The sequence below is a fragment of the Kitasatospora sp. NPDC088391 genome, from assembly GCF_044753345.1.
Lineage (GTDB): Bacteria > Actinomycetota > Actinomycetes > Streptomycetales > Streptomycetaceae > Kitasatospora.
This window is the reverse complement of record NZ_JBIVNB010000007.1, coordinates 242,586-266,524: the sequence shown is the minus strand read 5'-3', so window position 1 is coordinate 266,524 and position 23,939 is coordinate 242,586. Positions and strand designations below refer to the sequence as shown.

The 23,939-nt window shown below is 76.1% G+C and carries 16 protein-coding genes; 6 read left to right on the top strand and 10 right to left on the bottom strand.

Features of this window, described 5'->3' with window-relative positions:
- Positions 1–25 precede the first annotated feature (25 nt).
- From ACIQBJ_RS22460 to ACIQBJ_RS22450, 3 genes are all read right to left on the bottom strand, one after another.
- Positions 26–3,376: an ATP-dependent DNA helicase gene (locus tag ACIQBJ_RS22460; RefSeq protein ID WP_400713258.1), complete on the bottom strand. Its 3,351-nt coding sequence runs from the start codon at positions 3,374–3,376 to the stop codon at positions 26–28.
- The gene (locus tag ACIQBJ_RS22455) at positions 3,363–6,632 is read right to left on the bottom strand and encodes an ATP-dependent helicase (RefSeq protein ID WP_400713255.1); all 3,270 of its coding nucleotides are present in this window, start codon (positions 6,630–6,632) and stop codon (positions 3,363–3,365) included. Before ACIQBJ_RS22455 ends, ACIQBJ_RS22460 begins: the two co-directional genes overlap by 14 nt.
- Before the next feature lie 70 nt (positions 6,633–6,702).
- Entirely contained in the window at positions 6,703–7,077 is a 375-nt protein-coding gene (locus ACIQBJ_RS22450; protein WP_400713252.1) for an MGMT family protein, read from the bottom strand.
- 142 nt (positions 7,078–7,219) lie between these two features.
- On the opposite strand from ACIQBJ_RS22450, the gene ACIQBJ_RS22445 reads away from it, so the two are divergent.
- The gene (locus ACIQBJ_RS22445) at positions 7,220–9,955 is read left to right on the top strand and encodes a lysylphosphatidylglycerol synthase domain-containing protein (RefSeq protein ID WP_400713249.1); all 2,736 of its coding nucleotides are present in this window, start codon (positions 7,220–7,222) and stop codon (positions 9,953–9,955) included.
- 219 nt (positions 9,956–10,174) lie between these two features.
- Here ACIQBJ_RS22445 and ACIQBJ_RS22440 read toward each other — a convergent pair whose 3' ends face one another.
- Positions 10,175–11,098, bottom strand: a complete 924-nt coding sequence (locus ACIQBJ_RS22440; protein ID WP_400713246.1) for an NAD-dependent epimerase/dehydratase family protein — start codon at positions 11,096–11,098, stop codon at positions 10,175–10,177.
- 151 nt (positions 11,099–11,249) lie between these two features.
- On the opposite strand from ACIQBJ_RS22440, the gene ACIQBJ_RS22435 reads away from it, so the two are divergent.
- Positions 11,250–11,951, top strand: coding sequence for a TetR/AcrR family transcriptional regulator (locus ACIQBJ_RS22435; RefSeq protein ID WP_400713243.1), 702 nt, complete (start codon positions 11,250–11,252; stop codon positions 11,949–11,951).
- 72 nt (positions 11,952–12,023) lie between these two features.
- Here ACIQBJ_RS22435 and moeZ read toward each other — a convergent pair whose 3' ends face one another.
- The 5 genes from moeZ to ACIQBJ_RS22410 form a co-directional block, all read right to left on the bottom strand.
- Complete coding sequence (gene moeZ, locus ACIQBJ_RS22430) at positions 12,024–13,202, bottom strand: adenylyltransferase/sulfurtransferase MoeZ (RefSeq protein WP_400713240.1); 1,179 nt, start codon at positions 13,200–13,202, stop codon at positions 12,024–12,026.
- 159 nt (positions 13,203–13,361) lie between these two features.
- Entirely contained in the window at positions 13,362–14,306 is a 945-nt protein-coding gene (locus ACIQBJ_RS22425; RefSeq protein ID WP_400713237.1) for an NAD-dependent epimerase/dehydratase family protein, read from the bottom strand.
- A 97-nt stretch (positions 14,307–14,403) separates the two neighbouring features.
- Positions 14,404–15,399, bottom strand: coding sequence for a hypothetical protein (locus ACIQBJ_RS22420; protein ID WP_400713234.1), 996 nt, complete (start codon positions 15,397–15,399; stop codon positions 14,404–14,406).
- Positions 15,396–17,129, bottom strand: coding sequence for a DUF3492 domain-containing protein (locus ACIQBJ_RS22415; protein ID WP_400713231.1), 1,734 nt, complete (start codon positions 17,127–17,129; stop codon positions 15,396–15,398). Before ACIQBJ_RS22415 ends, ACIQBJ_RS22420 begins: the two co-directional genes overlap by 4 nt.
- 286 nt (positions 17,130–17,415) lie before the next feature.
- A complete protein-coding gene (locus tag ACIQBJ_RS22410) occupies positions 17,416–18,333 on the bottom strand; it encodes an alpha/beta fold hydrolase (RefSeq protein WP_400713228.1) in 918 nt (305 codons plus the stop codon).
- A 233-nt stretch (positions 18,334–18,566) separates the two neighbouring features.
- Between ACIQBJ_RS22410 and ACIQBJ_RS22405 the strand changes: the two genes are divergently transcribed.
- The 3 genes from ACIQBJ_RS22405 (at position 18,567) to ACIQBJ_RS22395 (ending at position 19,990) form a co-directional block, all read left to right on the top strand.
- The gene (locus tag ACIQBJ_RS22405; RefSeq protein WP_400713225.1) at positions 18,567–19,223 is read left to right on the top strand and encodes a TetR/AcrR family transcriptional regulator; all 657 of its coding nucleotides are present in this window, start codon (positions 18,567–18,569) and stop codon (positions 19,221–19,223) included.
- 141 nt (positions 19,224–19,364) lie between these two features.
- Entirely contained in the window at positions 19,365–19,592 is a 228-nt protein-coding gene (locus ACIQBJ_RS22400) for a DUF3107 domain-containing protein (RefSeq protein ID WP_400713222.1), read from the top strand.
- 122 nt (positions 19,593–19,714) lie between these two features.
- Entirely contained in the window at positions 19,715–19,990 is a 276-nt protein-coding gene (locus tag ACIQBJ_RS22395) for a hypothetical protein (protein WP_400713219.1), read from the top strand.
- Between the two features lie 34 nt (positions 19,991–20,024).
- Here ACIQBJ_RS22395 and ACIQBJ_RS22390 read toward each other — a convergent pair whose 3' ends face one another.
- Positions 20,025–20,750 carry a ferritin-like fold-containing protein gene (locus ACIQBJ_RS22390; RefSeq protein ID WP_400713216.1) on the bottom strand — a complete coding sequence of 242 codons (726 nt, stop codon included), beginning with the start codon at positions 20,748–20,750 and terminating at the stop codon, positions 20,025–20,027.
- 578 nt (positions 20,751–21,328) lie between these two features.
- Here ACIQBJ_RS22390 and ACIQBJ_RS22385 point away from each other — a divergent pair.
- The coding region (locus ACIQBJ_RS22385) for a DEAD/DEAH box helicase (protein WP_400713213.1) at positions 21,329–23,939 on the top strand (2,611 nt) is incomplete at its 3' end.

Genomic DNA, 23,939 nt, shown 5'->3' with positions numbered 1-23,939 from the left:
GTTGAATGCTCTGCGTGACTCTTTTCTATCTATTCCCGATCAGAAGATCGCTCAACTCTTTTCGGCCGGGAAGTCCGGCCGGAGTCTCGATCCGGCCGGACCGGACGTAGCAGAACGAGGCCGTGACCTGCTCGACCGGCAGGCCCTCCTGCTCGGCCCAGGCGAGCCGGTAGATCGCCAACTGGAGCGGGTCGCCGCTGTCCTCGCGGCCGGTCTTCCAGTCCACCACCTCGTAGCGCGGTGACCCTGTGCCACGGTCGGCGTCCCGGTAGACCGCGTCGATCCGGCCGCGCACCACCCGTCCCGCCAGCACCAGTTGGAACGGGGCCTCGACCCGGTGCGGGGTGCGGTGGGCGTAGGGGCCGCGCAGGAAGGCGTCCTTGAGGCGTTCGAGGTCGCGCTCGTCCTCGATCTCGTCGGCCTCCAGGCCGGGCAGCGCCTCGGGGTCGAACAGCAGCGGCTGGTCGTAGCGGGACTGCACCCAGGCGTGGAAGCGGGTGCCGCGGCGGGCGGCGGGCGCGGGCGGGCGGGGCATCGGGCGGGCCAGGTCGCGGGCGAAGCCGTCCGGGTCGGCGGCCAGCCGCATCAGCTGGGAGGCGGAGAGCGAGGCGGGCAGCTCGACGTCCCGGACGGTCCGCCGGGAGCGCTCCAGCTCGCCGAGCAGCGCGGTCAGGTCGCGGTCCCAGGAGGCCAGCAGGCGCTGGTCCTCGACGCCCATCGGCTCGGGCTCCGGGGCGGGCGCCCCGGCCGCCCGGCGCCGGACCACCTCGGCGACCCGGCGGCGGGCGTACTGGGCCGCCGGGTCGAGCGGCAGCGGCCAGGGGGTCTCGACGGAGACGTCGAAGGCCGGGTTCTCGGCGTCCGCGGCCGGCTCCTCGGCCCAGTGCTCGATCTCGCCGTTGCCGGGCTGCTCGCCGTGCTCGCGCAGCCGGAGCAGGAACTCGGACGGCCCGCGCCGGCGCTTCTGGGTGGGCCCCCACCAGTGCCCGGAGGCCAGCAGCAGCGAGCGCGGCCGGGTGAACGCGACGTAGCCGAGCCGGAGTTCCTCGACCCCGCCGTGCTCGGTCATCTCCTGCTTGAACAGGTTCATGCCCTTGGCGTTCCAGGCCGGGTCGGCGGGCAGGGTGGGCGCGTCGCCGCGCAGGGCGTGCGGCAGCACCTTGCGGGTGGAGGTCCAGCGCTCGCGCCCCTGGCCGGACGGGAAGCCTCCCTTGACCAGGCCGGGGACGGCGACCACGTCCCACTCCAGGCCCTTGGACTTGTGCGCGGTGAGCACCTTGACGGTGTCCTCGCCGCCGGGCAGCCCGGCGTCCAGGCCGCGCTCGTACTCCTGGGCGGCGCGCAGGAAGCCCAGGAAGGCGGCCAGGCCGGGGTCGCCGTCCAGGTCGGCGAAGGAGGCGGCGATGTCCAGGAAGGAGTGCAGCGTCTCGCGCCGGCGGGCGGCCAGCGCCGTCGGGGAGGCGGAGAGCTCGACCTCCAGGCCGGTGGCGTTCAGCACCCGGTGCAGCACGTCCATCAGCGGTTCGGCCAGCGCCCGGCGCAGGTCGCGGATCTCCCGGGCGAAGCGCGCGAACCGGACCCTGGCCTCGGGCGAGAACGGGAGTTCGTCGGGCTGCTCGGCGTCGACGAAGGTCTCCAGGGCGTCGGCGAGCGACACCACCTCGGTGGGGTCGGTCCCGGCGACGGCGGCGGCCAGCGGGTCCTGGTCGCCGTAGCGGGCGGTGCGGACCAGGGCGGCGGCGCGGCGGCCGAGCAGGGCGAGGTCGCGGGGGCCGATCCGCCAGCGCGGGCCGATCAGCAGCCGGACCAGGGCGGCGTTCGCGGTCGGGTCCTGGAGCACCTCGCAGGTGGCCACCAGGTCGGCCACCTCGGGGAGTTGGAGCAGCCCGCCGAGGCCGACCACCTCGACCGGGACCTTCCGGGCCACCAGGGCGGCGTGCAGGTCGGGGAAGGAGCCGCCGGCCCGGCAGAGCACCGCGATCCGGCCGGGCGCGGTGCCGGTGTCCACCAGGTGGGCGATCGAGTCGGCCAGCCAGTCGATCTCGGCGGCGTGGGTGGGCAGCAGCGCGGCCCGGACGAAGCCGTCCCGCTCGGCGCCGGGCGCGGGGCGCAGCGCCTCGACGCCCTCGTGCATCTCCCGCAGCGGGGCGGCGAGTCCGTTGGCGAAGGCGAGCAGCCGGCCGCCGCTGCGCCGGTTCTCGCTGAGCGCGAAGCGGTGCGCGGGGCCGCCGTCGGCCTGCGGGAAGTGCCGGGGGAACTCGTCCAGGTTGGCGACCGAGGCGCCGCGCCAGCCGTAGATCGCCTGGCACGGGTCGCCGACCGCGGTGACGGGGTGCCCGGCGCCCCCGGTGCCGCCGAACAGCCCTGCCAGCATGAGGCGTTGGGCGACCGAGGTGTCCTGGTACTCGTCCAGCAGCACCACCCGGTACTGCTCGCGCAGCAGCCGGCCGACCTCGGGGCGCTGCTGGGCGAGCCGGGCCGAGGCGGCGATCTGGTCGCCGAAGTCGAGCAGGCCGAGCTGCTGCTTGCGGGCCCGGTAGTCCTCGACCAGCCGGAGCAGTTCCTGCCGGCCGCGGGCGGCCTTCGGGACGGCCCGCAGGTCCTCGTTGGTGAGCTTGACGGCGGCCAGTTCGTCGAGCAGTTCCTCGTCGTAGGCGCGCAGCCGCTCCGGTTCGACCAGGTGCTCGGCCAGCTCGGAGTCCAGCGCGATCAGTTCGGCGACCAGCGCGCTGAAGGTGCCGGTGAGCGCCGGGAACGGGCCGCGGGCCTGCCGCAGCACCCGGGCGGCGAGCTGGAAGCGGGTGGCGTCGGCGAGCAGCCGCACGTCGGGCTCGATGCCCAGCCGCAGGCCGTGCTCCTTGAGCAGGGTGCCGGCGAAGGCGTGGTAGGTGGAGATCTGCGGCTCGCCGAGCGCGTCCTCCTCCTCGTCCCGGACGCCGGCCCGCAGCAGCGCGGTCCGGACCCGTTCGGCGAGTTCGCCGGCCGCCTTGTTGGTGAAGGTCAGGCCGAGCACCTGCTCGGGGCGGACCGCGCCGGAGCCGACCAGCCAGACCACCCGGGCGGCCATCACGGTGGTCTTGCCGGAGCCCGCGCCGGCCACGATCACGCCGGGGGCCATGGGCGCGCCGATCGCCGCCAACTGCTCGTCGTTGAACGGGATTCCGAGGAGTTCGCGGAGCTGGGCCGGGTGCCGCAACGGCTCCGCCCGGCGCGACGGCAGCCCGGCGGGCGCCTCGTCCGGGTACGACGGCGGCCCGGCGGGCGGCTCGAACGGCTCCGGCTCGAACGGATTCGGCTCGAACGGCGCCGACTCGAACGGCTCCGGCTCGTCCGGATGCGGCCCGGCGGCGTCCGGTCGCGGCTCAGTCGACGACATGCCGGCCGTCCCGCTGCGCGGAGCAGCTGCCGCGGAACGCGCAACTGCCGCAGCGCTCACCGGTGGTGGGGGCGAACCGCTCGGCGAGCACCTTGCCCGCGGTCTGCACCAGCAGGTCCTCCACCCAGGGTTCGGCGGGCGGCAGCTGCTGCTGCACCCGGGGGGCCTCGGGGTCGCCCTTGGCGGGTTCCCGCAGGTGGACCAGTTCGGCGCCGCCGGGCACCGCGCCGTTCTCGAAGCCGGGCAGGCCGTCGAGCGCGCCGCCGCGCACCGCCAGCTGGTAGACGGCGAGTTGGCGGTGGTCGGGGAGCGACTTGTCGGTCGGCATCCGCTTGCCGGTCTTGAAGTCGACCACGTAGGCGCGGCCGACCCCGTCGGTCTCGACCCGGTCCATCGAGCCGCGGACCCGGACCGCGACGCCGCCGACGTCCATGGTCAGGTCGAAGCCGTGCTCGGTGGCGACGGTGGTCCGCCCGCGCTCCAGCACGTGCCAGCGCAGGAAGCGCTCCAGCGCGGCCCGGGCCTCGGTCTTCTCCTGGGTGGACTTCCACGGGGCGTCGAAGGCCAGCGCGTCCCAGACGGTGTCCAGCCGTTCCATCAGGACGGCCAGGTCGGCGGGGGTGCGGCCGGAGCCGACCTCGTCGGCGAGGGCGTGCACCACGTTGCCGAAGCCCTGGGCGGCGGAGGCGCTCCGACCGGCCTGCACGTCCTTCTCCAGGAACCACTGCAGCGAGCACGCCTCCAGCTGCTCCAGCCCGCTGCCGGACAGCCGGACCGGCTCCGCGGGCTCGCGCAGCGGCTCGGGCGCGGCGGTCGCGTCGAGCAGGCCCCACCACTGGTCGGGGTGGGCGGCCGGGACGAGCGGGCGGCCGTCCTCGTCCAGCGCGGCGGCCAGCGTGGCCAGGCGCTCGGCGGCGGCCCGGCGCAGCTGCGGGGAGCGGTCCGGGTCGACGGTGACGGCGCGCAGCTCGGCGACCAGCGCGGGCACCGACAGCGGGCGGCGCGGCCGGGAGGTCACCTCGGCGACCTTCACCTGCGGGACGCGCTCCAGCACCCGGCCGGTGCGCCGGTCGACGGTCTCCCGGTACAGCTCGCGCAGGAACCGGGACGGCTCGTCGCCGTCCTCGGCGGGCGCCTTGACGGCCGTCACCACCAGGCGTTCCTTGGCGCGCGTCGCGGCGACGTAGAACAGCCGGCGCTCCTCGGCGAGCAGCGCCGCCGGGGTGAGCGGTTCGGCCAGGCCGTCCCGGCCGATCCGGTCGGCCTCCAGCAGCGAGCCGCGGCGGCGCAGGTCGGGCCAGAGGCCCTCCTGCACGCCGGCCACCACGACCAGGCGCCACTCCAGGCCCTTGGAGCGGTGCGCGGTCATCAGCCGGACGGCGTCCGGGCGCACCGCGCGCACGTGCAGGGTGTCGGCGGCGATGTCCTGGGCCTCGATCTCGGCGAGCAGGTCGAGGGCGCCGCGGTGCCCGGTGACCCGCTCCTCGGCCCGGGCGGTGCTCTCGAACAGGGCGCACAGCGCGTCCAGGTCCCGGTCGGCGTTGCGGCCGGCCGGGCCGCCGCGCAGCGCGGCCCGCTCCAGCCGTTCGCGCCAGCGCCGGGAGCCGTCCCACAGCTCCCAGAGCGCGTCCTCGCCGGAGGCGCCGCCGGCCAGCAGTTCGCGGACCTTGCGCAGCAGCACGCCCAGCTCGTAGGCGCGGCGGCCGTACGGGGCGTCCAGCAGGGCGAGCAGTTCGGGCCGCTCCAGGGCCTCCCGGATCAGCTCCTCGGCGGGGCGGACCACGCCGGGCGCGCCGTCCTCGGCGAGCGCCCGGCGCTCCTCCTCGCGCAGGGTCCGGCCTAGCCGGCGCAGGTCGGAGCCGTCGAGCGCGGCCAGCGGGCCGGTCAGCAGGGCGTGCGCGAGGTCCGCGGTGAGCGCGCCCTCGCCCTCGGCGCAGACCCGCAGCGCCTGCAGCAGCGGGACGACGGCGCTCTCGTCGCGCAGCGGCAGGTCGTCGCCGTCGATCTCCAGCGGGACGCCGGCGGCGGCCAGCGCCCGGCGCACGCCCGGTATGGTCCGGGCGCCGGCCCGGACCAGCACCGCCATCTCGCCCCACGGGACGCCGTCCTCCAGGTGGGCGCGGCGCAGCAGGTCGGCGACCGAGTCGAGTTCGGCGCCGGGCGTCGGGTAGGTGCACACCTCGACCGCGCCGCCCTCCCTGGACGGCAGCAGGGCGCGGTGCGCGGCCAGCTTGTCGGCGGGGAGGCGGCCCATCGGCATCCGGCGGGCCAGCTCGCGGGAGGCGGCCAGCAGCACCGCGCCGGAGCGCCGGGAGACCCGCAGCACCTTGACCTCGGCGGGGCGGCCGTCGGCCTGCCGGAAGGCGTCGGGGAACTCCAGGATGCCGTTCACGTCGGCGCCGCGGAACGCGTAGATCGACTGGTCGGGGTCGCCGACCGCGACCAGGTCCCGGCCGCCGCCGGCGAGCCGCCGCAGCAGCCGGACCTGGGCCGGGTCGGTGTCCTGGTACTCGTCGACGAACACCACGTCGTAGCGCTCGCGCAGCCGGGCGGCGACGTCCTCGCGCTCGGCCAGCAGCACGGCGCGGTGCACCAGCTCGGCGTAGTCCAGGACGCCGCGCAGGTCGAGGACGTCCAGGTACTCGGCCAGGAAGTGCGCGGCGGCGGCCCAGTCGGGGCGCTCCACGCCCGCCGCGAACCGGGCCAGCTCGTCCTCGCCGAGGCCGAGTTCGCGGCTGCGGGCGAGCACGGCGCGGACCTCGTCGGCGAAGCCGCGGGTGGTCAGGCAGGCCCGCAGGTCGAGCGGCCAGCGGATGCTGGCCGTCCCGGCCCTGGTGTCCTCGGCGCCGCCGGCGAGCAGTTCGCGGACCATCACGTCCTGCTCGGGGCCGGACAGCAGCCGCAGCGGCTCGGCCTGCTCCTCGGGCGGCTGGTGGGCGCGCAGCAGGGCGTAGCAGAACGAGTGGAAGGTGGTGGCCTGCGGGGCGGTGGTGCCGATCCGGGCGGTCATCCGGTCCCGCAGCTCCATCGCGGCCCGGCGGCTGAACGTCAGTACCAGGACGCGTTCGGGCGCGGTGCCGTCGGCGACCCGGCGGGCGACCGCCTCGACCAGCGTGGTGGTCTTGCCCGTCCCGGGCCCCGCGAGCACCAGCAGCGGCCCCCCCGCGTGCGCGACCACGGCCTGCTGGAACGCGTCCAGGACGGGCGGGTCGGGCTGCGCGAGGGGGCTGCGCACCAGGCGGAACGGTGAGGTCACTGCGGTCCAGGGTCGTACGGCGGTTCAGTGGTTCGGTGGCGGGCCGTGGGGCGGGCGCGCCGCGACGAGCCTACGATCCTGCACCCACAGACCCCTCCGGCGCACCTCCCCCGGTCACGGGCGTGCCGTCCCAGCGGGCGGTCCGCAGATCGACCCGGGGCTCGCCGCCGACGGTGCGCAGCGGGGTGCCCTCGGCCCGGTACTCGGGCAGCGCCCGGTGCTCGTGGCCGGGCAGCGGCCGCCCGTCCGCCCGGATCACCCGCCACCAGGGCACCGGCGCCCCGTACAGCGCCATCACCCGCCCGACCTGGCGGGGGCCGCCGCGCCCCAGGTACTCGGCGACGTCGCCGTACGTCATCACCCGCCCCGGCGGAATCCGCTCGGCGAGGTCGAGCACCGCCTCGGCGTACGGCGGGATCTCGGACGCGTCCTCGGGTTCGGTCATCCGCCGCATTCTTCCCCATCCGGTCGATTTCCCGCACCCCGTGCGGGCGACCCGGCGCGCGGGATGCCGCCCCTGGCCCGCACCCGGGTTCCGGGCATGGCAGCATCTTCGGGGCAGTGCGACTCACGAGGAACAAGACCAGATGACCGGGACGGCTGAATTGAACGTGGACGAGGACTCCGGGGAGTCCGCCACCGACGGTTCCGCCCGCGGGGGCGGGGGCGCCCCACCGGTCGACCTGCGCCACCGGGCACGGGACGCGCACCACACGGGGGAGGGAGCGGTGGCCGCACAGCTGCCGCCGGACGACGGGCCCGACCGGCCGCCGGGGCGTCCGGACACAGCGGGGCCGACGGACGTGCCGGCGCACGGCGCGCCGGTCGAGGAGGAGCCGGCCGGCGAGTACCTGGCCGTCGACGAGCCGCTGCTCGCGCCGCGCGCGCACCGGCCCTCCGACCTGCTGCGCTTCCTGGCGGGCCTGCTCGGGATCATCGCGGTGTTCGTGCTCGCCCAGGTGGCGGTCTCCACCACCACCGGCATCGAGAACGACATCACCGTCAACGCCAACCGGATCCCCGGCGTGCTCTCGAAGATCTCCGCGCTGGTCTCCTCCGTCGCGGTGCTCACCGTGCCGCTGGTGTTCGCCGTCGAGCGCCTGATCAAACGCGACGGCCTGCGGGTCGCCGACGGCGTGCTCGCCTCGGTGCTCGCCTACGGCGTCTCGCTGGGCGTGGACTGGTGGGTCGCCGCCGGCGCCCCGAAGGAGATCCGGGACGCCCTCACCCAGGTGGTCCAGGGCGGCAGCGACACGCTCACCGACCCGGTGCACGGCTACCTCGCCCCGGTGATCGCCTACATGACGGCCGTCGGCATGTCGAGCCGGCCGCGCTGGCGGGTCGCCCTGTGGATAGTGGTGATCCTGTCCGGCGCCGCCGAGCTGATCAACGGCAACACCACCCCGCTCTCGCTGCTGCTCACCGTGCTGATCGGCTGGTCGGTGGCGTACGGCACGCTGTACGCGATCGGCTCGCCGAACATCCGCCCCACCGGGCAGCACCTGATGATCGGCCTGCGCAAGGTCGGCTTCGCCCCGTCCGCCGCGCACCTCGCCCCGGACGCGCCCGGCGGCACCCGCCGCTACCTGGTCACCCAGCAGACCGGCCCGCTCCTCGACGTCCACATCATCGACCGCGAGCAGCAGGCCTCCGGCTTCTTCTACCGGGCCTGGCGCCGGCTGCGGCTGCGCTCGGTCGCGGTCCGCCGCAGCCCGCAGTCGCTCCGCCAGGCCCTGGAGCAGGAGGCCCTGATCGCGTACGCGGCGGCCGCCTCCGGGGCCCGCGCCCCGCAGCTGGTCGCCACCTCCGAACTCGGCCCGGACGCCGCGATCCTGGTCTACGAGAACGTGGCCGGCCGCACCCTGGACGAACTCCACGACGAGGAGGTCACCGACGCGGTGATGGCCTCCTTCTGGGCCTCCGTCGCCACCCTGCACGAGCGCCGGATCGCGCACCGCCGCCTCACCGGCGAGTCCCTGCTGGCCGTCGACGAGCGGACCGGCTGCCTGGTCAACCTGTCCGGCGGCGACATCGCGGCCGGCGACCTCACCCTGCGCATCGACGTCGCCCAGCTGCTCACCACCTTCGCCCTGCGGGTCGGCCCCGAACGGGCCGTCGCCGTCGCCACCGCCGTCCTCGGCCCCACCCGGATCGCCGAGGCGCTGCCGCTGCTCCAGCCGGTCGGCCTGAGCCGGCAGACCCGCGGCGACCTGCAGCGGATGACCAAGGAGCGGAAGACCGCCGCCCAGGCCCTCGCCCTCAAGCAGGTCGCGGCCGGCGAGCGCACCCAGCAGCAGGCCGAGGAAGACATCGCCCAGGCCGGCGAGGACCTGCTCTCCCGCATCCGGGCGCAGATCCTGCAGGTCGCCCCCGAGGCGCCGATCGCCCCCGCCAAGCTGGAGCGGCTCAAGCCCCGGACCCTGATCATGGTGGTGGCGCTGGCCTTCGCCTCCTACCTGGCGCTCACCACCATCCGCCCCGACCAGTTCAAGGTCTCCCAGATGAACTGGGGCTGGGCGGCGGCCGCGCTGGCCGCCTCCGCGCTCTCCTACGTCGCCGCCGCGATGAGCCTGACCGGCTTCGTCCCGGAGCGGCTCCCCTTCGGACGCACCGTCGCCGCGCAGGTGGCCGGCTCCTTCGTCAAGCTGGTCGCCCCTGCGGCGGTCGGCGGCATCGCCCTCAACACCCGCTACCTGCAGCGGGCCGGCATCCGCCCGGTCCAGGCCGTCGCCTCCGTCGGCGCCTCCCAGCTGGCCGGCCTCGGCGGCCACCTGCTGCTGCTGTTCGCCTTCGGCCTGATCACCGGCTCGCAGACCAACGGCGACCTCGGCGCCTCCCGCGCCGTCATCATCGGCGTCCTCACCGCCGCCGTCCTCGCCCTGGTCGTCGCGGCGGTCGCGCCGCTGCGCCGCTTCGTCGTCACCCGGGTCCGCGCGCTGTTCTTCGGCGTGATCCCCCGGATGCTCGACCTGATGCAGACCCCCCGCAAGCTGGTCACCGGCTTCGGCGGCATCCTGCTGCTGACCCTCTCCTTCACCGCCTGCCTGGATGCCTCCATCCAGGCTTTCGGCGGCGGCGGGCACGTCACCTACGCGGCCGTCGCCGTGGTCTTCCTGACCGCCAACGCGGCCGGCTCCGCGATCCCCACCCCCGGCGGCATCGGCCCGGTCGAGATCGCCCTGATCTCCGCCCTCACCTTCGCCGGCGTCCCCGCCACCGCCGCCACCTCCTCCGTCTTCCTCTACCGCCTCCTCACCTTCTGGCTCCCCGTCCTCCCGGGCTGGATCGCCTACAACGTCCTCCAGCGCAAGGGAGCCCTGTAGGGCCGCTGGACCTCTCCGGGACCCGCCAAGAGCGAAGCTCCACCCGGGCCCGCCGGGAGCGAAGCTCCAGGGGCCCGGGGAACGGCGGTGCCGAGGGGCGGGTGACCGACGGGCCGCTGTGCGCCACCCCGTTTCGGGCCGAAGGTCCTCGGCGAAAGCCCCGTGGCGCCCCACTGTGCCCCGGCGATCAGCCTCTCGGCCCCGCCGTTCCCCGCGCCCCTAGAAACCAGAACCCGCGGCGATCTCACCGAGCATCTCCGCCCACGGCTTCGGCTCCAGCCCGAAGACCTCCCGGGTCGCGCTGTCGTCGATCACGAACGGCCGCTCGAACTGGTAGACCGTCTCCTTCGCGGAGCGGATCACCGGGTTGACCAGCCCCAGCAGCGCCAGCACCGGCCCGGGGACGCGGGTGACGCCCACCGCCGGGCGGCCCGCCGCCGCGCAGAGTTCGGTGATCACCTGGCGCTGGCTGCGCGGCGCGTTGCCGGGCACGTGCCAGGCCCGCCCCCAGGCGCGTTCGTCGGCGCCGACGGCGACCAGCAGCCGGGCGGCGTCCTCGGGGGCGGTCCAGCTGTGGGGCGCGTCGGGGTCGCCGAGGACCTGGACGGTGCGTCCGGCCAGCGCCCGGCCGAAGGCGCGGGCGTCGAGCGCGCTGACGGCGTTCGGGGCCAGGTAGTCGGAGCCGCGGACCTCGGTCGCCCGGACCCGTCCGGCCCGGTGCGCGGCCAGCGCCTCGCGCCACATCGCGGCGCGCACCTCCCCCTTGGCGGAGTTGGGCCGCAGCGGGGTGTCGGGGCTCATCGGGCCGTCGACGGCCCCGTAGCCGTACAGGTTGGAGACGGTGGCGAGGACGGCGCCGGTGCGTTCGGCGGCGGTCAGCAGGGAGGCGGCGGGGGCGGGCCAGGTCTCGGGCCAGCGGTGGTAGGGCGGGTTGGCGCAGTTGTAGAGCACGGCGGCGCCGGTCGCGGCGGTGGTGAGCGCGTCGGGGTCGGCGGCGTCCAGGTGGAGGCGGCGGATGCCGTCGAGGGGGCGGGCGGTGGCGGCGGTGCGGGTGGCCACGGCGACGTCCTCGCCGCGGGCGGCGAGCAGCCGGGCGGTGGCGGCGCCGACGGGTCCGGCGCCGACGACCAGGTGCGTGCTCATGCGGTGCTCCACTCGGGTTCGGGAGAACGGTGTTCTCGCTCGACGCCCAGCCTGGCGCAGCGTCGTCCCCCGTGTCAAGAACAGTGTTCTCTCAAGAGAACGCCATACTCGAAAGTTGCCCCTGTTCTCGCCCGCTGGGATGATGGCCCGCATGCCGAAGGCCCCCACCCCCCGCGAGCGGGTCCGCGCCGAGTTCACCCGCGAGATCAAGGACGCGGCCCGCCGCCAGCTGGCCGCCGACGGCCCGGCGGGGCTGTCCATGCGGACGCTGGCCCGGGACGTCGGCCTGGTCTCCGCCTCCGCGCTGTACCGCTACTACCCGGGCCGCGACGCCCTGCTGACGGCCCTCATCGCGGACGCCTTCGACGCGCTCGGCGACGCCGCGGACGCCGCCGCGGCGGCCCCGGCGGCCGGCCACCCGGAGCGCTGGCTGGCGGTCTGCCACGCCGTGCGGGACTGGGCGCTGGCCCACCCGCACGAGTTCGCGCTGGTGCACGGCTCCCCGGTGCCCGGCTACACCGCCCCGGAGGACACCACGGGGCCCGGCACCCGGCTGCCGCTGCTGGTCGGCCGGCTGTTCGCGGAGGCGGCCGCGGCCGGGGCCTACCGCCCGGTCGGCGACCCGGCGGTCCCGGCGGCCGCCAGGGCCGCGCTGGCCCCGCTGCTGGACCGGCTGCCCCCCGGCCCGCCCGACCACCTGGTGGTGGCCGCGCTGGGCGCCTGGAGCGACCTGCTGGGCGCGGTCTCGCTGGAGCTGTTCGGCCACCTGGCCCGGATCACCGCCGACGGGCGCCCGTTCTTCGAGCACCGGATGCGCCGCACCGGCGCCCTGCACGGCCTCACCGCCGACTGAGGACCCGCACAACGCGGAACCGCCCGGCCGGGAGCGGATGCTCCCGACCGGGCGGCCCCGGTGCCACGACGATCAGTAGCTGGGCTTGTGCGGCTCGATCTGGTTGACCCAGCCGACCACGCCGCCGCCCAGGTGGACGGCGTCGGAGAAGCCCGCGGCCTTCAGCACGGCCAGTACCTCGGCCGAGCGGACGCCGGTCTTGCAGTGCAGCACGATCCGCTTGTCCTGCGGCAGGTCCTGCAGGGCGGTGCCCATCAGGAACTCGTTCTTCGGGATCAGGCGGGCGCCCGGGATGCTGACGATCTCGTACTCGTTGATCTCGCGGACGTCGATGATGTCGATGTTCTCGCCGTTGTCGATCCACTCCTTGAGCTGCTTGGAGGTGATCGTCGAGCCGATCGCCGCCTCCGAGGCCTCCTCCGACACGACGCCGCAGAACGAGTCGTAGTCGATCAGCTCGGTGACGGTCGGGTTCTCGCCGCAGACGGCGCAGTTCGGGTCCTTGCGGACCTTCACCGAGCGGTACTGCATCTCCAGGGCGTCGTAGATCATCAGTCGGCCGACCAGCGGCTCGCCGATGCCGGCCAGCAGCTTGATCGCCTCGTTGACCTGGATCGAGCCGATCGAGGCGCACAGCACGCCCAGCACGCCGCCCTCGGCGCAGGACGGGACCATGCCCGGCGGCGGGGCCTCCGGGTAGAGGCAGCGGTAGCAGGGGCCGTGCTCGGCCCAGAACACGCTGGCCTGGCCGTCGAAGCGGTAGATCGAGCCCCACACGTACGGCTTGCCGAGCAGCACCGCGGCGTCGTTGACCATGTACCGGGTGGCGAAGTTGTCGGTGCCGTCGACGATCAGGTCGTAGCCGGAGAAGATCTCCAGCACGTTGTCGTTGTCGAGGCGCTCGTTGTGCAGGATCACCTCGACCAGCGGGTTGATCTCCTTGACCGTGTCGCGCGCGGACTCGGCCTTGGAGCGGCCGATGTCGGACTGGCCGTGGATGATCTGCCGCTGCAGGTTCGACTCGTCGACGGTGTCGAACTCGACGATGCCGAGCGTGCCGACGCCGGCGGCGGCCAGGTACATCAGGGCCGGGGACCCGAGGCCGCCGGCGCCGACGCACAGCACCTTGGCGTTCTTCAGCCGCTTCTGCCCGGCCATGCCCACGTCGGGGATGATCAGGTGGCGGGAGTACCGGCGGACCTCTTCGACGGTGAGCTCGGCGGCGGGCTCGACCAGGGGTGGCAGCGACACGGGGGCTCCGATGGTCGTCAGGTTCTCTTCGACTACGCCAACAGTGTCACGTGCCCGGGGTATTCCAAGACAGCAGGTCCACGGGCTGAGATCCCCGGCACCGGATGCCGAGACCCCGCCCGCCCCGCCAACCCCCTGGTCAGGCCCGGCCGTTCGCCCTCAGACTCGACAGGCGGTCTCCAGCCAGACGTCGCCGAGCGACTCCTCCAGCGGCACCTGCGTCCGCCATCCGAGACGGTCCCTGGCGGTCCGGACGTCCGCCTGCCGCCACTGCACCGGCTCCACCGCGGGCCGCGCCTCGGCCGCCCGCAGGCCCTCCGCGCCCGCGTGCTGGGCCGGCAGCACCACCTGGCGGGCGTCCTCGGTGACGGTGCCCTCGAAGCCGGACGCCCGGACCAGCAGGTGCGCCGCGTCCCGGGCCCGGACGGCGTGGCCGGAGCCGATGTTGATCACCCCGGTGGCGGCCGAGACCGCCGCCGCCTGGATCGCCCGCGCCACGTCCCGGACGTCCACGAAGTCCCGGTGGCCGGACAGGTCCGGCATCCGGACCTGGCTCTCCTCCTGCTCCAGCGCCCGCCGCAGCCCCTCCGCCAGCCGCCCGAACAGCGAGGCCGTCGGCGCGCCGGGCCCGACCACGTCGAACACCCGGAGCACCAGCGCGTCCAGGCCCGAGCTCAGCACCAGCTCGGTGCCCGCCAGCTTCGACACCCCGTACGGCCCGACCGGGCGCGGCTCGGCGCTCTCCGGGATCGGCCCGCCGGGCTGCGCCGGGCCGTACTCGGCCGCCGAGCCGACGTGCACCAGCCGGGCGGGCTCCCGGCTGCGCCGGATCGCCTCGCAGACGGTGGCCACCGCCAGGGTGTTGGAGCGGATCAGGTTCCGCGACGTCCCGTAGGTGGCCCCGGCGCAGTTGATCACCACCTGCGGGGCCACCGCGTCCAGGAACCGGGCCAGCGCGCCCGGACTCCCCGCGGCCAGGTCGAACCTGATGTCGGCGGAGTCGCCCCGGCCCAGCACGGTCACCTGGAGCCCCTCCTCGGCCAGCAGCCGGTCGGCCACCCGCCGGCCGATGAACCCGTCGGCTCCCAGCAGCAGCACCCTCATCGGGCCCAAGTCCTTCCATCAGGCCCGGCACCGGCCGGGCGGAACACGATCTGATCGACAACGTCCGCGGCCCGCCGGGGCCCGGCCGGGGCCGCGCTCACCGGTACGCCCCCGGCCTGGTGCTGAGCGGCCAGGCACCGCCGGCCAGCAGCAGGACGGGGCCGAGGCCCGCGGCGAGCAGGCCACCGGGGGGCGGGGCGCCCAGCCAGTGGGCGGGCCCGGGCAGCGACAGCACGGCGGCCCCCGCCGCGGCGGTCAGCACGGCGGTGGCGGCGGCCCCGGGACGGCCCGCGTCGCGGACCGCCGCGGCCAGCAGCCACAGCGTGCCGAGCACCAGCAGCGCGGCCCCCGCGGTGGCGGGCCGGTCGCGGGCGGCGGCCCAGCCGAGCCCGGTGAGGGCGGCGAGCTGTGCCAGCACGGCCAGCGGCAGGACGGGCCGCAGCCGGGAGCGGAACTCCCCCAGCGTGGCGGCCGCGGTCTGTCGCCGGCCGTGCCGGCGCAGCCAGGCCGCGCCCCAGCCGGCGCTCGCCCCGCCGAGCGCGGCGGCGACGGCCGGTCCGGGCGCGGCGGCGGCGAGCAGCGCGAGCAGCAGGCCGGTGCCGGCGCCCTGGCCGAGCGCCGCCCAGGGCGGGCGGCGGGGCGGCGGGGCGGGCGGCGCGGGCCGGACCAGGCCCTCGCCGGGGTCGCGGCCCGGCGGCGGGCCGGGCGGGGCGGGCGGCGGCGGGGCGGTGAGCGCGGCGGCCCCGGCCCCGGCCAGCACCGCGAGCGCCCCGCCGGGCAGGCCGCCGAGGGCCAGCGCGGGCAGCAGCGGCAGCAGGTGCGCGGCGGCGCCCCGGAGGGCGGCGGCGGGCAGTCGGCCGAGCGGGTCGGCGAGCGGCAGCGGCTCGCGCGGCGGCGGGCGGCGCGGCACCCGGGCGTGCAGTTCCTCGGCGAGGCCGAACACGTCGGCGTGCCGGTAGCGCGCGGCGCCGTCGGTGGCCAGGCCGGAGTCCTCCAGGGCGGCGGCGATCTCCAGCGGGTCGATCGCCTGCTCGCACAACTCCCGGTTGCTGTCCAGGAGTTCGCGGACCGGGTCGGCGGGGGGCGGGGTCACAGCGCCTCCGCGAGCGCGGGCCCGGCTTTGACCAGGGTGACCCCGGCCCGCTTCCGGACCTCGGCGGCGACCGAGCCGGCCGTCACCGTCCGCACAGCGGCCCCGGCGGTCACCACCCGGCCCGGCGCACCGGCGGCCTCCGCCCGTCCGGCGCCCTCCGCCCCGGCGGCAGGCCCGGTCTCGCCGCCCGCGGCGGACGGCTCGCCGGCCGACCCGGCGGCGGTGCTCGCGGAGCCCGCCACCCAGTACTCGGCGGGCCGCGCGAACGGGCGGGCCTGCGCGCCGGGGCGGGCCGGGAAGGCGGGGTAGCGGGAGACCAGGTCGAGGTAGACCTCGCGGAAGGCGCCGACCACGGGTTCCACGGCGAAGCGTTCCTGCGCCCGGAGCCGGCCGGCCAGGCCGAGCCGGGAGCGGCGCTCGTGGTCGGTGAGCAGCGCCAGGCAGGCCCCGGCGAGGGCGCGCGGGCTGCGCGGCGGCACCAGCAGCCCGGCCGGGCCGAGCACCTCGCGGGCGACGCCGACCTCGGTGGCGACCACCGCGCGGCCGGACAGCATGGCGTCGGCGAGCAGCCCGGGGCTGCGCCGGGCGAGCGCGCTGAACACCACGGCGCTGCCGCTCTCCCAGGCCGCGGCGGGGCTCTCCGGCAGTCCGGCGAAGTCGACCGCCCCGGCGATGCCGAGCCGTTCGGCGATGGCCTCGCAGTGCGCGAGGTAGCCGGGCGCGCCCTCCTGCCCGTACATCCGCAGCCGGGCTTCCGGCAGTTCGGCCCGGACGTGCGCGAAGGCGTGCAGCATCAGTTCGGGGTCGCGGCCGGGCTCCAGCGCGCCGGCCCAGACCAGGGTGGGCGCGGCGGGCTCCTTGCCGGCGGCGGGCCGCCCGGTGGCGGGGGTGCCCTCGGGCACGATCCGGGTGCGGGCCGCGTCGCCGCCGACCCGCTGCTGCCACTGCCGGTCGTAGGCGCTGCCGGGGGTGAGCACGGCGGCCTGCCGGTAGGTCTCCTCGGTGAGCTGCCGGAAGAACGAGAGCAGCAGGGCGCGGACCGGCCAGCGGTAGGGGGCGGAGCGGTAGCCGCGGTACTGCTCGCGCAGGTGCAGGCCGTGCTCGGTGACGACGAAGGGGACGCCGTGCAGTTCGCGGGCGACCAGCGCGGGCAGCGCGGCGGGGCCGCCGCCGACCACGTGGCACAGGTCGGCGCCGCCGAGCCCGGCCGTGCCGGTGCCGTACCAGGGCGCGGAGAGCGGCCGCAGGCACTGCTCCAGCAGGTCGGCGGCGACCAGCACGTCGCAGACCAGCGGCTGGCCGCCGGCGGTGTCGGCGCCGGGCATCCGCCAGATCCGCTCCAGGGCGCGGTGGGCGTGGCCGGAGGAGAGGAACGCGGGCAGCGCGTCGTCCTCCCGGCCGAGCTCGGCGAGCCGGTACAGCGCGGGCCCGAACCCGTCCCGCCCGTCCGGCCCGACCAGCGCCCGGACCAGGTCCTCGTACGCCCGGACGTAGGCCCGGCGGCGCAGCGCGGTCGGCCCGCGCCCGGCGGGGCGGCGGCCCCACATCGGCAGTTCGTGGACGCCGTGCAGGCCGCGGACGCCGGTGGGCGGGGCGGGGCGGTCGGCGGGGACCAGCCGGTAGAGCCGGAACTCGTGCTCGGGCAGGCCGTCGACCAGGCGGCCGCACCAGCCGCCACCGTCACGCTGTGCGGTGGTGAGGGTGCCCTCGGTGAGCAGAGCGATGCGCACGACGCCTCCAGAGCAAGAGCGTTTCGACGGGGTTCCGGGCCCTACGACACAGGGGAGTGCGTCCGTGCTCGACGGCCGTTCGGCCGGTGTCCGCTCCCCGCGTCCGCCGCCCTCGCCGTCTCGCCCCCCACACCTGTTCGGTCCGACAACACGAAGGTAGAGCGCCGGGCCGGACGCCCCAGGGGCCCGGCCCGGCTTACCACCCCATCGGGTGAACGGCCGTGACCTCCCGCGCACCTGCTCCGTTTTCGGCGTTCACGCCGGGTGCGCCCCGCGTGCGCCCCGCTCAGCGGCGGCCGTCGGCCTCCGCGAGCAGTTCGCGCACCGCGCGGGCGACCGGTTCGGGGTGCTCCAGCATGGCCACGTGCCCGGAGTCGGGGAGCACCAGCAGCCGGGCGTCCCGGAACGCGGCGCAGGCCCGCCGGGCGGAGCGGTAGGAGACCAGCTTGTCCTTGATCCCGTAGACCAGCAGCACCGGCGCGGCGACCTGCTCGGCCTGCCGCCAGAGCGACTGCTCGCCGCGCTCGGTGTAGGCGGTGACGACGCCCCGTGCGGAGCCGGCCAGCACCTCCAGCGCGTACGGGAGGGCGGCCCGGCGGCGGTACTCGGCGACGGCGCGGGCCCGGCGGTGGGCGGGGATGCCGGCCGGGTCGGCGTAGACCAGCCGCAGCAGGTCGGCGGTGGCGGTCTCGGGGTCGGCGGCGGGGCCGCGGCGGCGGACCAGTTCGGCGACGCCGGGGAGGGCGAGCAGGCCGGTGGGCCAGGCGGTGCGCTGCGGGGGCAGTTCGGGCAGCGCCGGGGAGATCAGGGTGAGGCTGCGGACCAGGTCGGGGCGGAGCGCGGCGAGCCGGACGGCGACCGCGCCGCCGAGCGAGTTGCCGAACAGGTGGACCGGCCCGCGGCCGGACTCCTCCAGGTACCCGATGACGGCGCGGGCGTGCCCGGAGACCGACAGGTTGCCGTCCAGCGGCGGGGCGGAGTGCCCGAACCCGGGCAGGTCGACCGCCTCGCCGTCGACCCGGTCGGCGAGCAGGTCCATGAGTTCGAGCCAGTTGTCGGCGGACCCGCCGAGTCCGTGCACGAACAGGGCGGGCGGGAGCCCGGGGCGGGGTGCGGAGTGGCGGCTGACGGCCAGCTCCGCGCCGGGCACCTGGACGGTGCGGTGCGGCTCCAGGGCGGCGAGGGGGTGCGGGACGGCGCTCATGGACGACGATGGTAGTGACGGCCGAGGTGGCGGCCGGTGCGGACCTCGGCCGGTCACGGCCCTGTCGCGGGCCCGTCTCGACCTGTGGACAGTCCAGGTCCGGGTCGTATTGTGGGCTCCCGACAAGGGGCGGTTGTGCGCTTTACTCGGCTTCACCCGCGCACAAACGGGTTACCGAAAAGTAGAATCAATCACCTTGCCAGCCCATCGCAGACCGTGAAGTGAGGAGCGCCGTGACGGCCGTCCAGGAGGCGCAGGAGCGCCCGCGCGGTGCCCGCCTGCCGCGAAGCGCCCGCCGTGAACAACTGCTCGGAGCCGCGCAGGAGGTGTTCGTCGCCCAGGGCTACCACGCCGCGGCCATGGACGACATCGCCGAGCGGGCCGGGGTCAGCAAGCCGGTGCTCTACCAGCACTTCCCGGGCAAGCTCGAGCTCTACCTCGCGCTGCTCGACAAGCACTGCGACGCCCTGGTGGACGGCACCCGGGCCGCGCTGGAGGCGACCAACGACAACAAGCAGCGGGTCGCCGCGACCATGGAGGCGTACTTCCACTACGTCTCCAGCGAGTCCGGCGCGTTCCGGCTGGTCTTCGAGTCGGACCTGACCAACGACCCGGCGGTGCGCGAGCGGGTCGACCGGGCCACCGACCTGAGCGCCACCCTGGTCTCCAAGGTGATCGCCGAGGACACCGACCTGCCGGAGGCCGAGGCCAAGCTGCTCGCGGTCGGCGTCTGCGGCCTGGCCCAGATCACCGCCCGGTACTGGCTCACCCAGGACGGCGAGATCCCGCGCGACGAGGCGGTCCGGCTGGTGGCCAGCCTGGCCTGGCGCGGCCTGAAGGGCTTCCCGATGCACCCGACCCAGGACGGCCCGAACGGCGCCGGCGACTGACCTCGGATTCGGCCCTGAGCGGACCGGCCCCCGACCTTCGCCTCCGGGCGGCCGTGCTGCCTTAAGGTGATGCCCGTACGGCGCGCCCACCGCGAACGGCGGCAGGGGCGCGCGCGGCCAGCTACCGGAGGGACGGAAGCCGTGGAGGTCAAGATCGGCGTGCAGAACGCGAACCGGGAGATCGTCCTGGAGAGCGCGCAAACTGCCGAAGAGGTCGCGGACGCGGTCGCCAAGGCCCTGGACGGCACCAGCAAGCTGTTCTCGCTGTCCGACGAGCACGGCCGCAGGGTGCTGGTCCCCGCGGACCGGCTGGCCTACGTCGAGATCGGCGAGCCGTCCGTCCGCAAGGTCGGTTTCGGCACGCTCTGAGCCCGCGTTCCCGGCGCCCCGTTCCCCCGCCCGGGGGGACGGGGCGCCGTGCTGTGCGTACCGGCGGCCCGGGGCGGGTAGGCGGAGTGCTGCCGCAGCGTCGCACGCCCCGGGAGGCAGCCGTGTGGGAGACGATCGCCTTCGTCCTGGTCGGCCTGGCCGTCGGGCTGGGTGCCCTGCAGGTCCGGCCGGGCCTGTTCCCGGGCCCGCGGGCGCTGCCGGTCGGCACCGCCCTGGTCTCCGCCGTGCTGGCCGGGCGGATCAGCCACTACGTGCTGGACGGGCGGGCGCCGCTCGCCCAGCTCGCGGTCGCCGCGGTGGCGTCGGTGCTGCTGGTGTCGGTGCCGGCCCGGCCGGACCTGCTGCCGAAGCCGCAGGGCCGGCACCGGCACGTCTGACCGCGCCCGCCCGCGCCCGAGCGGTCGGGCCCGGTCAGGAGGCCAGGCCCAGCGCGGCCATCCGCTTGGTGTGGCTCTCGGTGATCCGGTTGAACATCTTGCCGACCTCGACCAGGTCGAAGCCGCGCACCTCGGCGCCGCCGACCAGCAGGTTGGACAGCGCGTCCCGCTCGGCGACCACCCGCTGCGCCTGGCTGAGCGCCTCGCCCATCAGCCGCCGGCCCCAGAGCGCGAGCCGCCCGCCGACCCGCGGGTCCTCGGCGATCGCCTGCCGGACCCGGTCGACCGCGAACTCGGCGTGCCCGGTGTCGGACATCACCCGCAGCACCAGGTCCCGGGTGTCGTCGTCCAGCCGGACGGCCACCTCGCGGTAGAAGTCGGTGGCGATCGAGTCGCCGACGTACGCCTTGACCAGGCCCTCCAGCCAGTCGGACGGCGCGGTCAGCCGGTGGAAGGCCTCCAGCGGCTCGACGAACGGCTCCATCACGGCGACCGGGTCGGCCCCGACCTCGGCCAGCCGGTCGTTCAGCAGCTGGAAGTGCTGGTACTCGGCGGAGGCCATCCGGGCCAGCGCCGCCTTCTCCTCGATGCCGGGGGCGAACTTGGCGTCCTCGGCCAGCCGCTCGAAGGCGCTCAGCTCGCCGTACGCGAGCGCGCCCAGCAGGTCCAGCACGGCCGCCCGGTACTGCGGGTCGGCGGCACGGGCCGTCCAGGGCCCGATCGAGTCGGTGACCTCGTCACCCGGTTCCTGCGTCTCCATGGCACCTGACCTTAGTGGTCCGGACCGGTCCGGAACCCGCCCGCCGTCCGGGCGCCACCCGGGCGCGGCCGCCCGGAGTAGCCACCGTCACGTGTTCGAGTCGTCGCTTGACTGTATGGTAGGAAGTGAGGCCAGGTGTGAACCCGCGCGGCCCGTCCGATTCTCGGCAGGCCGCGCAGCCGTGCCCGGCGGCGTCCGCCGCCCGGTACACCGCACCCGGCACTCACGTACGCGGATGCCCGGTCGGAGACCCGATCGGCTCCGACCTGGCCCGAGCCTCGGGCCCAGGCACCGCATCAGGCCGAGCGAGGGCCGCTGCGGATCGCGCCGACAGCGCGCCGCACGACCCGTGCAGAACGGGACGCCCCTCCCCCGCGCCGCCCGCCCGACACGCCCCGCACGGGGCTGCCCGGGCGCGGCTGGACGCGCTCGAACTCGGCCCTCCACACGGAAGAGGCAGCACCCTGTCCACCACCGCCGAACCCACGAAGACGACCTTCCGCGAGCTGGGCGTCCTCCCGGAGACCGCCGAGGCCCTGGAGGCCGTCGGCATCGTCCACCCCTTCCCGATCCAGGAGATGACCCTGCCGGTCGCGCTGACCGGGCACGACGTCATCGGCCAGGCCAAGACCGGCACCGGCAAGACCCTCGGCTTCGGCCTCCCGTTGATCGAGCGGGTCGTCGTCCAGGCCGACGTGGCGGCCGGCCGAGCCACCGCCGAGCAGCTCTCCGAGAGCCCGCAGGCGCTCATCGTGGTGCCCACCCGCGAGCTGTGCACCCAGGTCACCAACGACCTGCAGACCGCCGGCAAGGTCCGCAACGTGCGGGTCCTCGCCGTGTACGGCGGCCGCGCCTACGAGCCGCAGGTGGAGGCGCTGAAGCAGGGCGTCGACATCGTGGTCGGCACCCCCGGCCGCCTGCTCGACCTGGCCGGGCAGCGCAAGCTCGACCTGTCCAAGGTCCGCGCGCTGGTCCTGGACGAGGCCGACGAGATGCTCGACCTCGGCTTCCTGCCGGACGTCGAGAAGATCATCACCATGCTGCCCGCCAAGCGGCAGACCCTGCTCTTCTCCGCCACCATGCCCGGCCAGGTCATCTCGCTGGCCCGCCGGTACATGAGCCGGCCCACCCACATCCGCGCCGCCGCCCCGGACGACACCGGCGCGACCGTCGCCAACATCGAGCAGCACATCTTCCGCGCGCACTCGCTCGACAAGGTCGAGATGGTCTCCCGGATCCTGCAGGCCGACGGCCGCGGCCTGGCGATGATCTTCTGCCGCACCAAGCGCACCGCCGCCGACGTCGCCGAGCAGCTCACCAAGCGCGGCTTCGCGGCCGGCGCGGTGCACGGCGACCTCGGCCAGGGCGCCCGCGAGCAGGCGCTGCGCGCCTTCCGCAACGGCAAGGTCGACGTCCTGGTCTGCACCGACGTCGCCGCCCGCGGCATCGACGTCGAGGGCGTCACGCACGTCATCAACTACCAGTGCACCGACGACGAGAAGACCTACCTGCACCGGATCGGCCGCACCGGCCGGGCCGGCGCCTCCGGCACCGCCGTCACCCTGGTCGACTGGGACGACATCCCGCGCTGGCAGCTGATCAACAAGGCGCTGGAACTGCCGTTCAACGAGCCGGAGGAGACCTACTCCAGCTCGCCGCACCTGTACGAGCTGCTGCGGATCGCCCCCGGCACCAAGGGCGTCCTGCCGCGCTCCGAGCGCACCCGGGCCGGCCTGGACGCCGAGGAGGTCGAGGACCTCGGCGAGACCGGCGGCCGCGGCCAGCGCGCCGCCCGCCCCCGGGGCGGCCGCCCCGCCGCTGCCGCCGTCGAGACCCCGGCCCCGGCCGAGCGTCCGGCCCGCCGCAGCCGCGAGCGCCGGCGCACCCGTGGCGGCGGCCTGGCGGGCGAGACCGCCGCCGTCACCACCACCGTCGACGTCCCGGAGACCGAACTGCCCGTCGCCGAGGCGCCCGCGCCCCTGGCCGACGCCGCTCCGGCGGAGGGCCGCGGCTCGCGCCGCCGCTCCCGCAACCGCCGCGGTGGCGGCTCGGTGGCGGCGGTCGAGGCCCAGGCCGTCGAGACCCCCGCGGCCGAGGCCCCGGCCGCCGAGGCCCCGGCCGTGGAGGCCGCGGTCGTGGCGGAGCCCGCCGCCGAGACCCGCGCTCCGCGCCGCCGCACCCGCGCCGCCGCGGAGCCGGTGACCGAGACGGCCGCTCCGGCCGCCGAGCCGACCCGCGCCCCGCGCCGGAGCGTCGTTCAGGCCGCCGCGGAGCCGGTCGCCGAGGAGCCGGTGATCCGCTCCCGGACGCCGCAGCAGCGGCCCGTCCGCGACCGTTTCACCGGCCTGGTGGTGCAGGACTCCGCCCCGTCCGGCGCGCGCCGACGGAACGAGCGCAATGACCGGAACGAGCGGAACGACCGGAAGGCCGCTCCGGTCGCCGTCCAGGCGCCCGCCGCCGCTCCCGCCGCTCCCGTGGTCGAGGCCCCGGCTGCCGTCGTCGCGCCGGTCGTCGCCGAGGCGGCGCCGGTCGCGTCCGGCCGTCCCGGTCGCCGACGGGCGACCCGGCCGTCCACCGCCTCGACCACCGTCGAGACCGTGGCGCCCGTCGTGGTCGAGGAGACCCCGGCCGTGGTCGAGGAGGCCCCCGCGGCCGCCCGGCCCGGACGTCGGCGGGCGACCCGGCAGGTCGGCTCGCCGACCGCCGCCGCTGCCGAGGCCGTGGTGACCGTTGTCGCCGCCGCGCCGGTGGCCGTGGTCGAGGCGGTTCCGGTCGCGGAGGCTCCCGAGGCCCCGGTGGCGGCTCCGCGCAAGCGGGCTGCCAAGAAGGTCGCCGAGACCGCCGTGGTCGAGGAGACCGCCGCCCCGGCCCCGCGCAAGCGCACCACGAAGAAGGCCGCCGAAGCCGTCGTGACCGAGGAAGCCCCCGTGGCCGCGCCCCGCAAGCGCGCGACCAAGAAGGCCGCCGAGGCCGTCGTGACCGAGGAAGCCCCGGCCCCGCGCAAGCGCACCACGAAGAAGGCCGCGGCCGCGCCGGTCGAGGCCGAGGAGGCCCCGGTGGCGGCTCCGCGCAAGCGGGCTGCCAAGAAGGTCACCGAGACCGCCGTGGTCGAGGAGACCGCCGCCCCGGCCCCGCGCAAGCGCACCACGAAGAAGGCCGCCGAAGCCGTCGTGACCGAGGAAGCCCCCG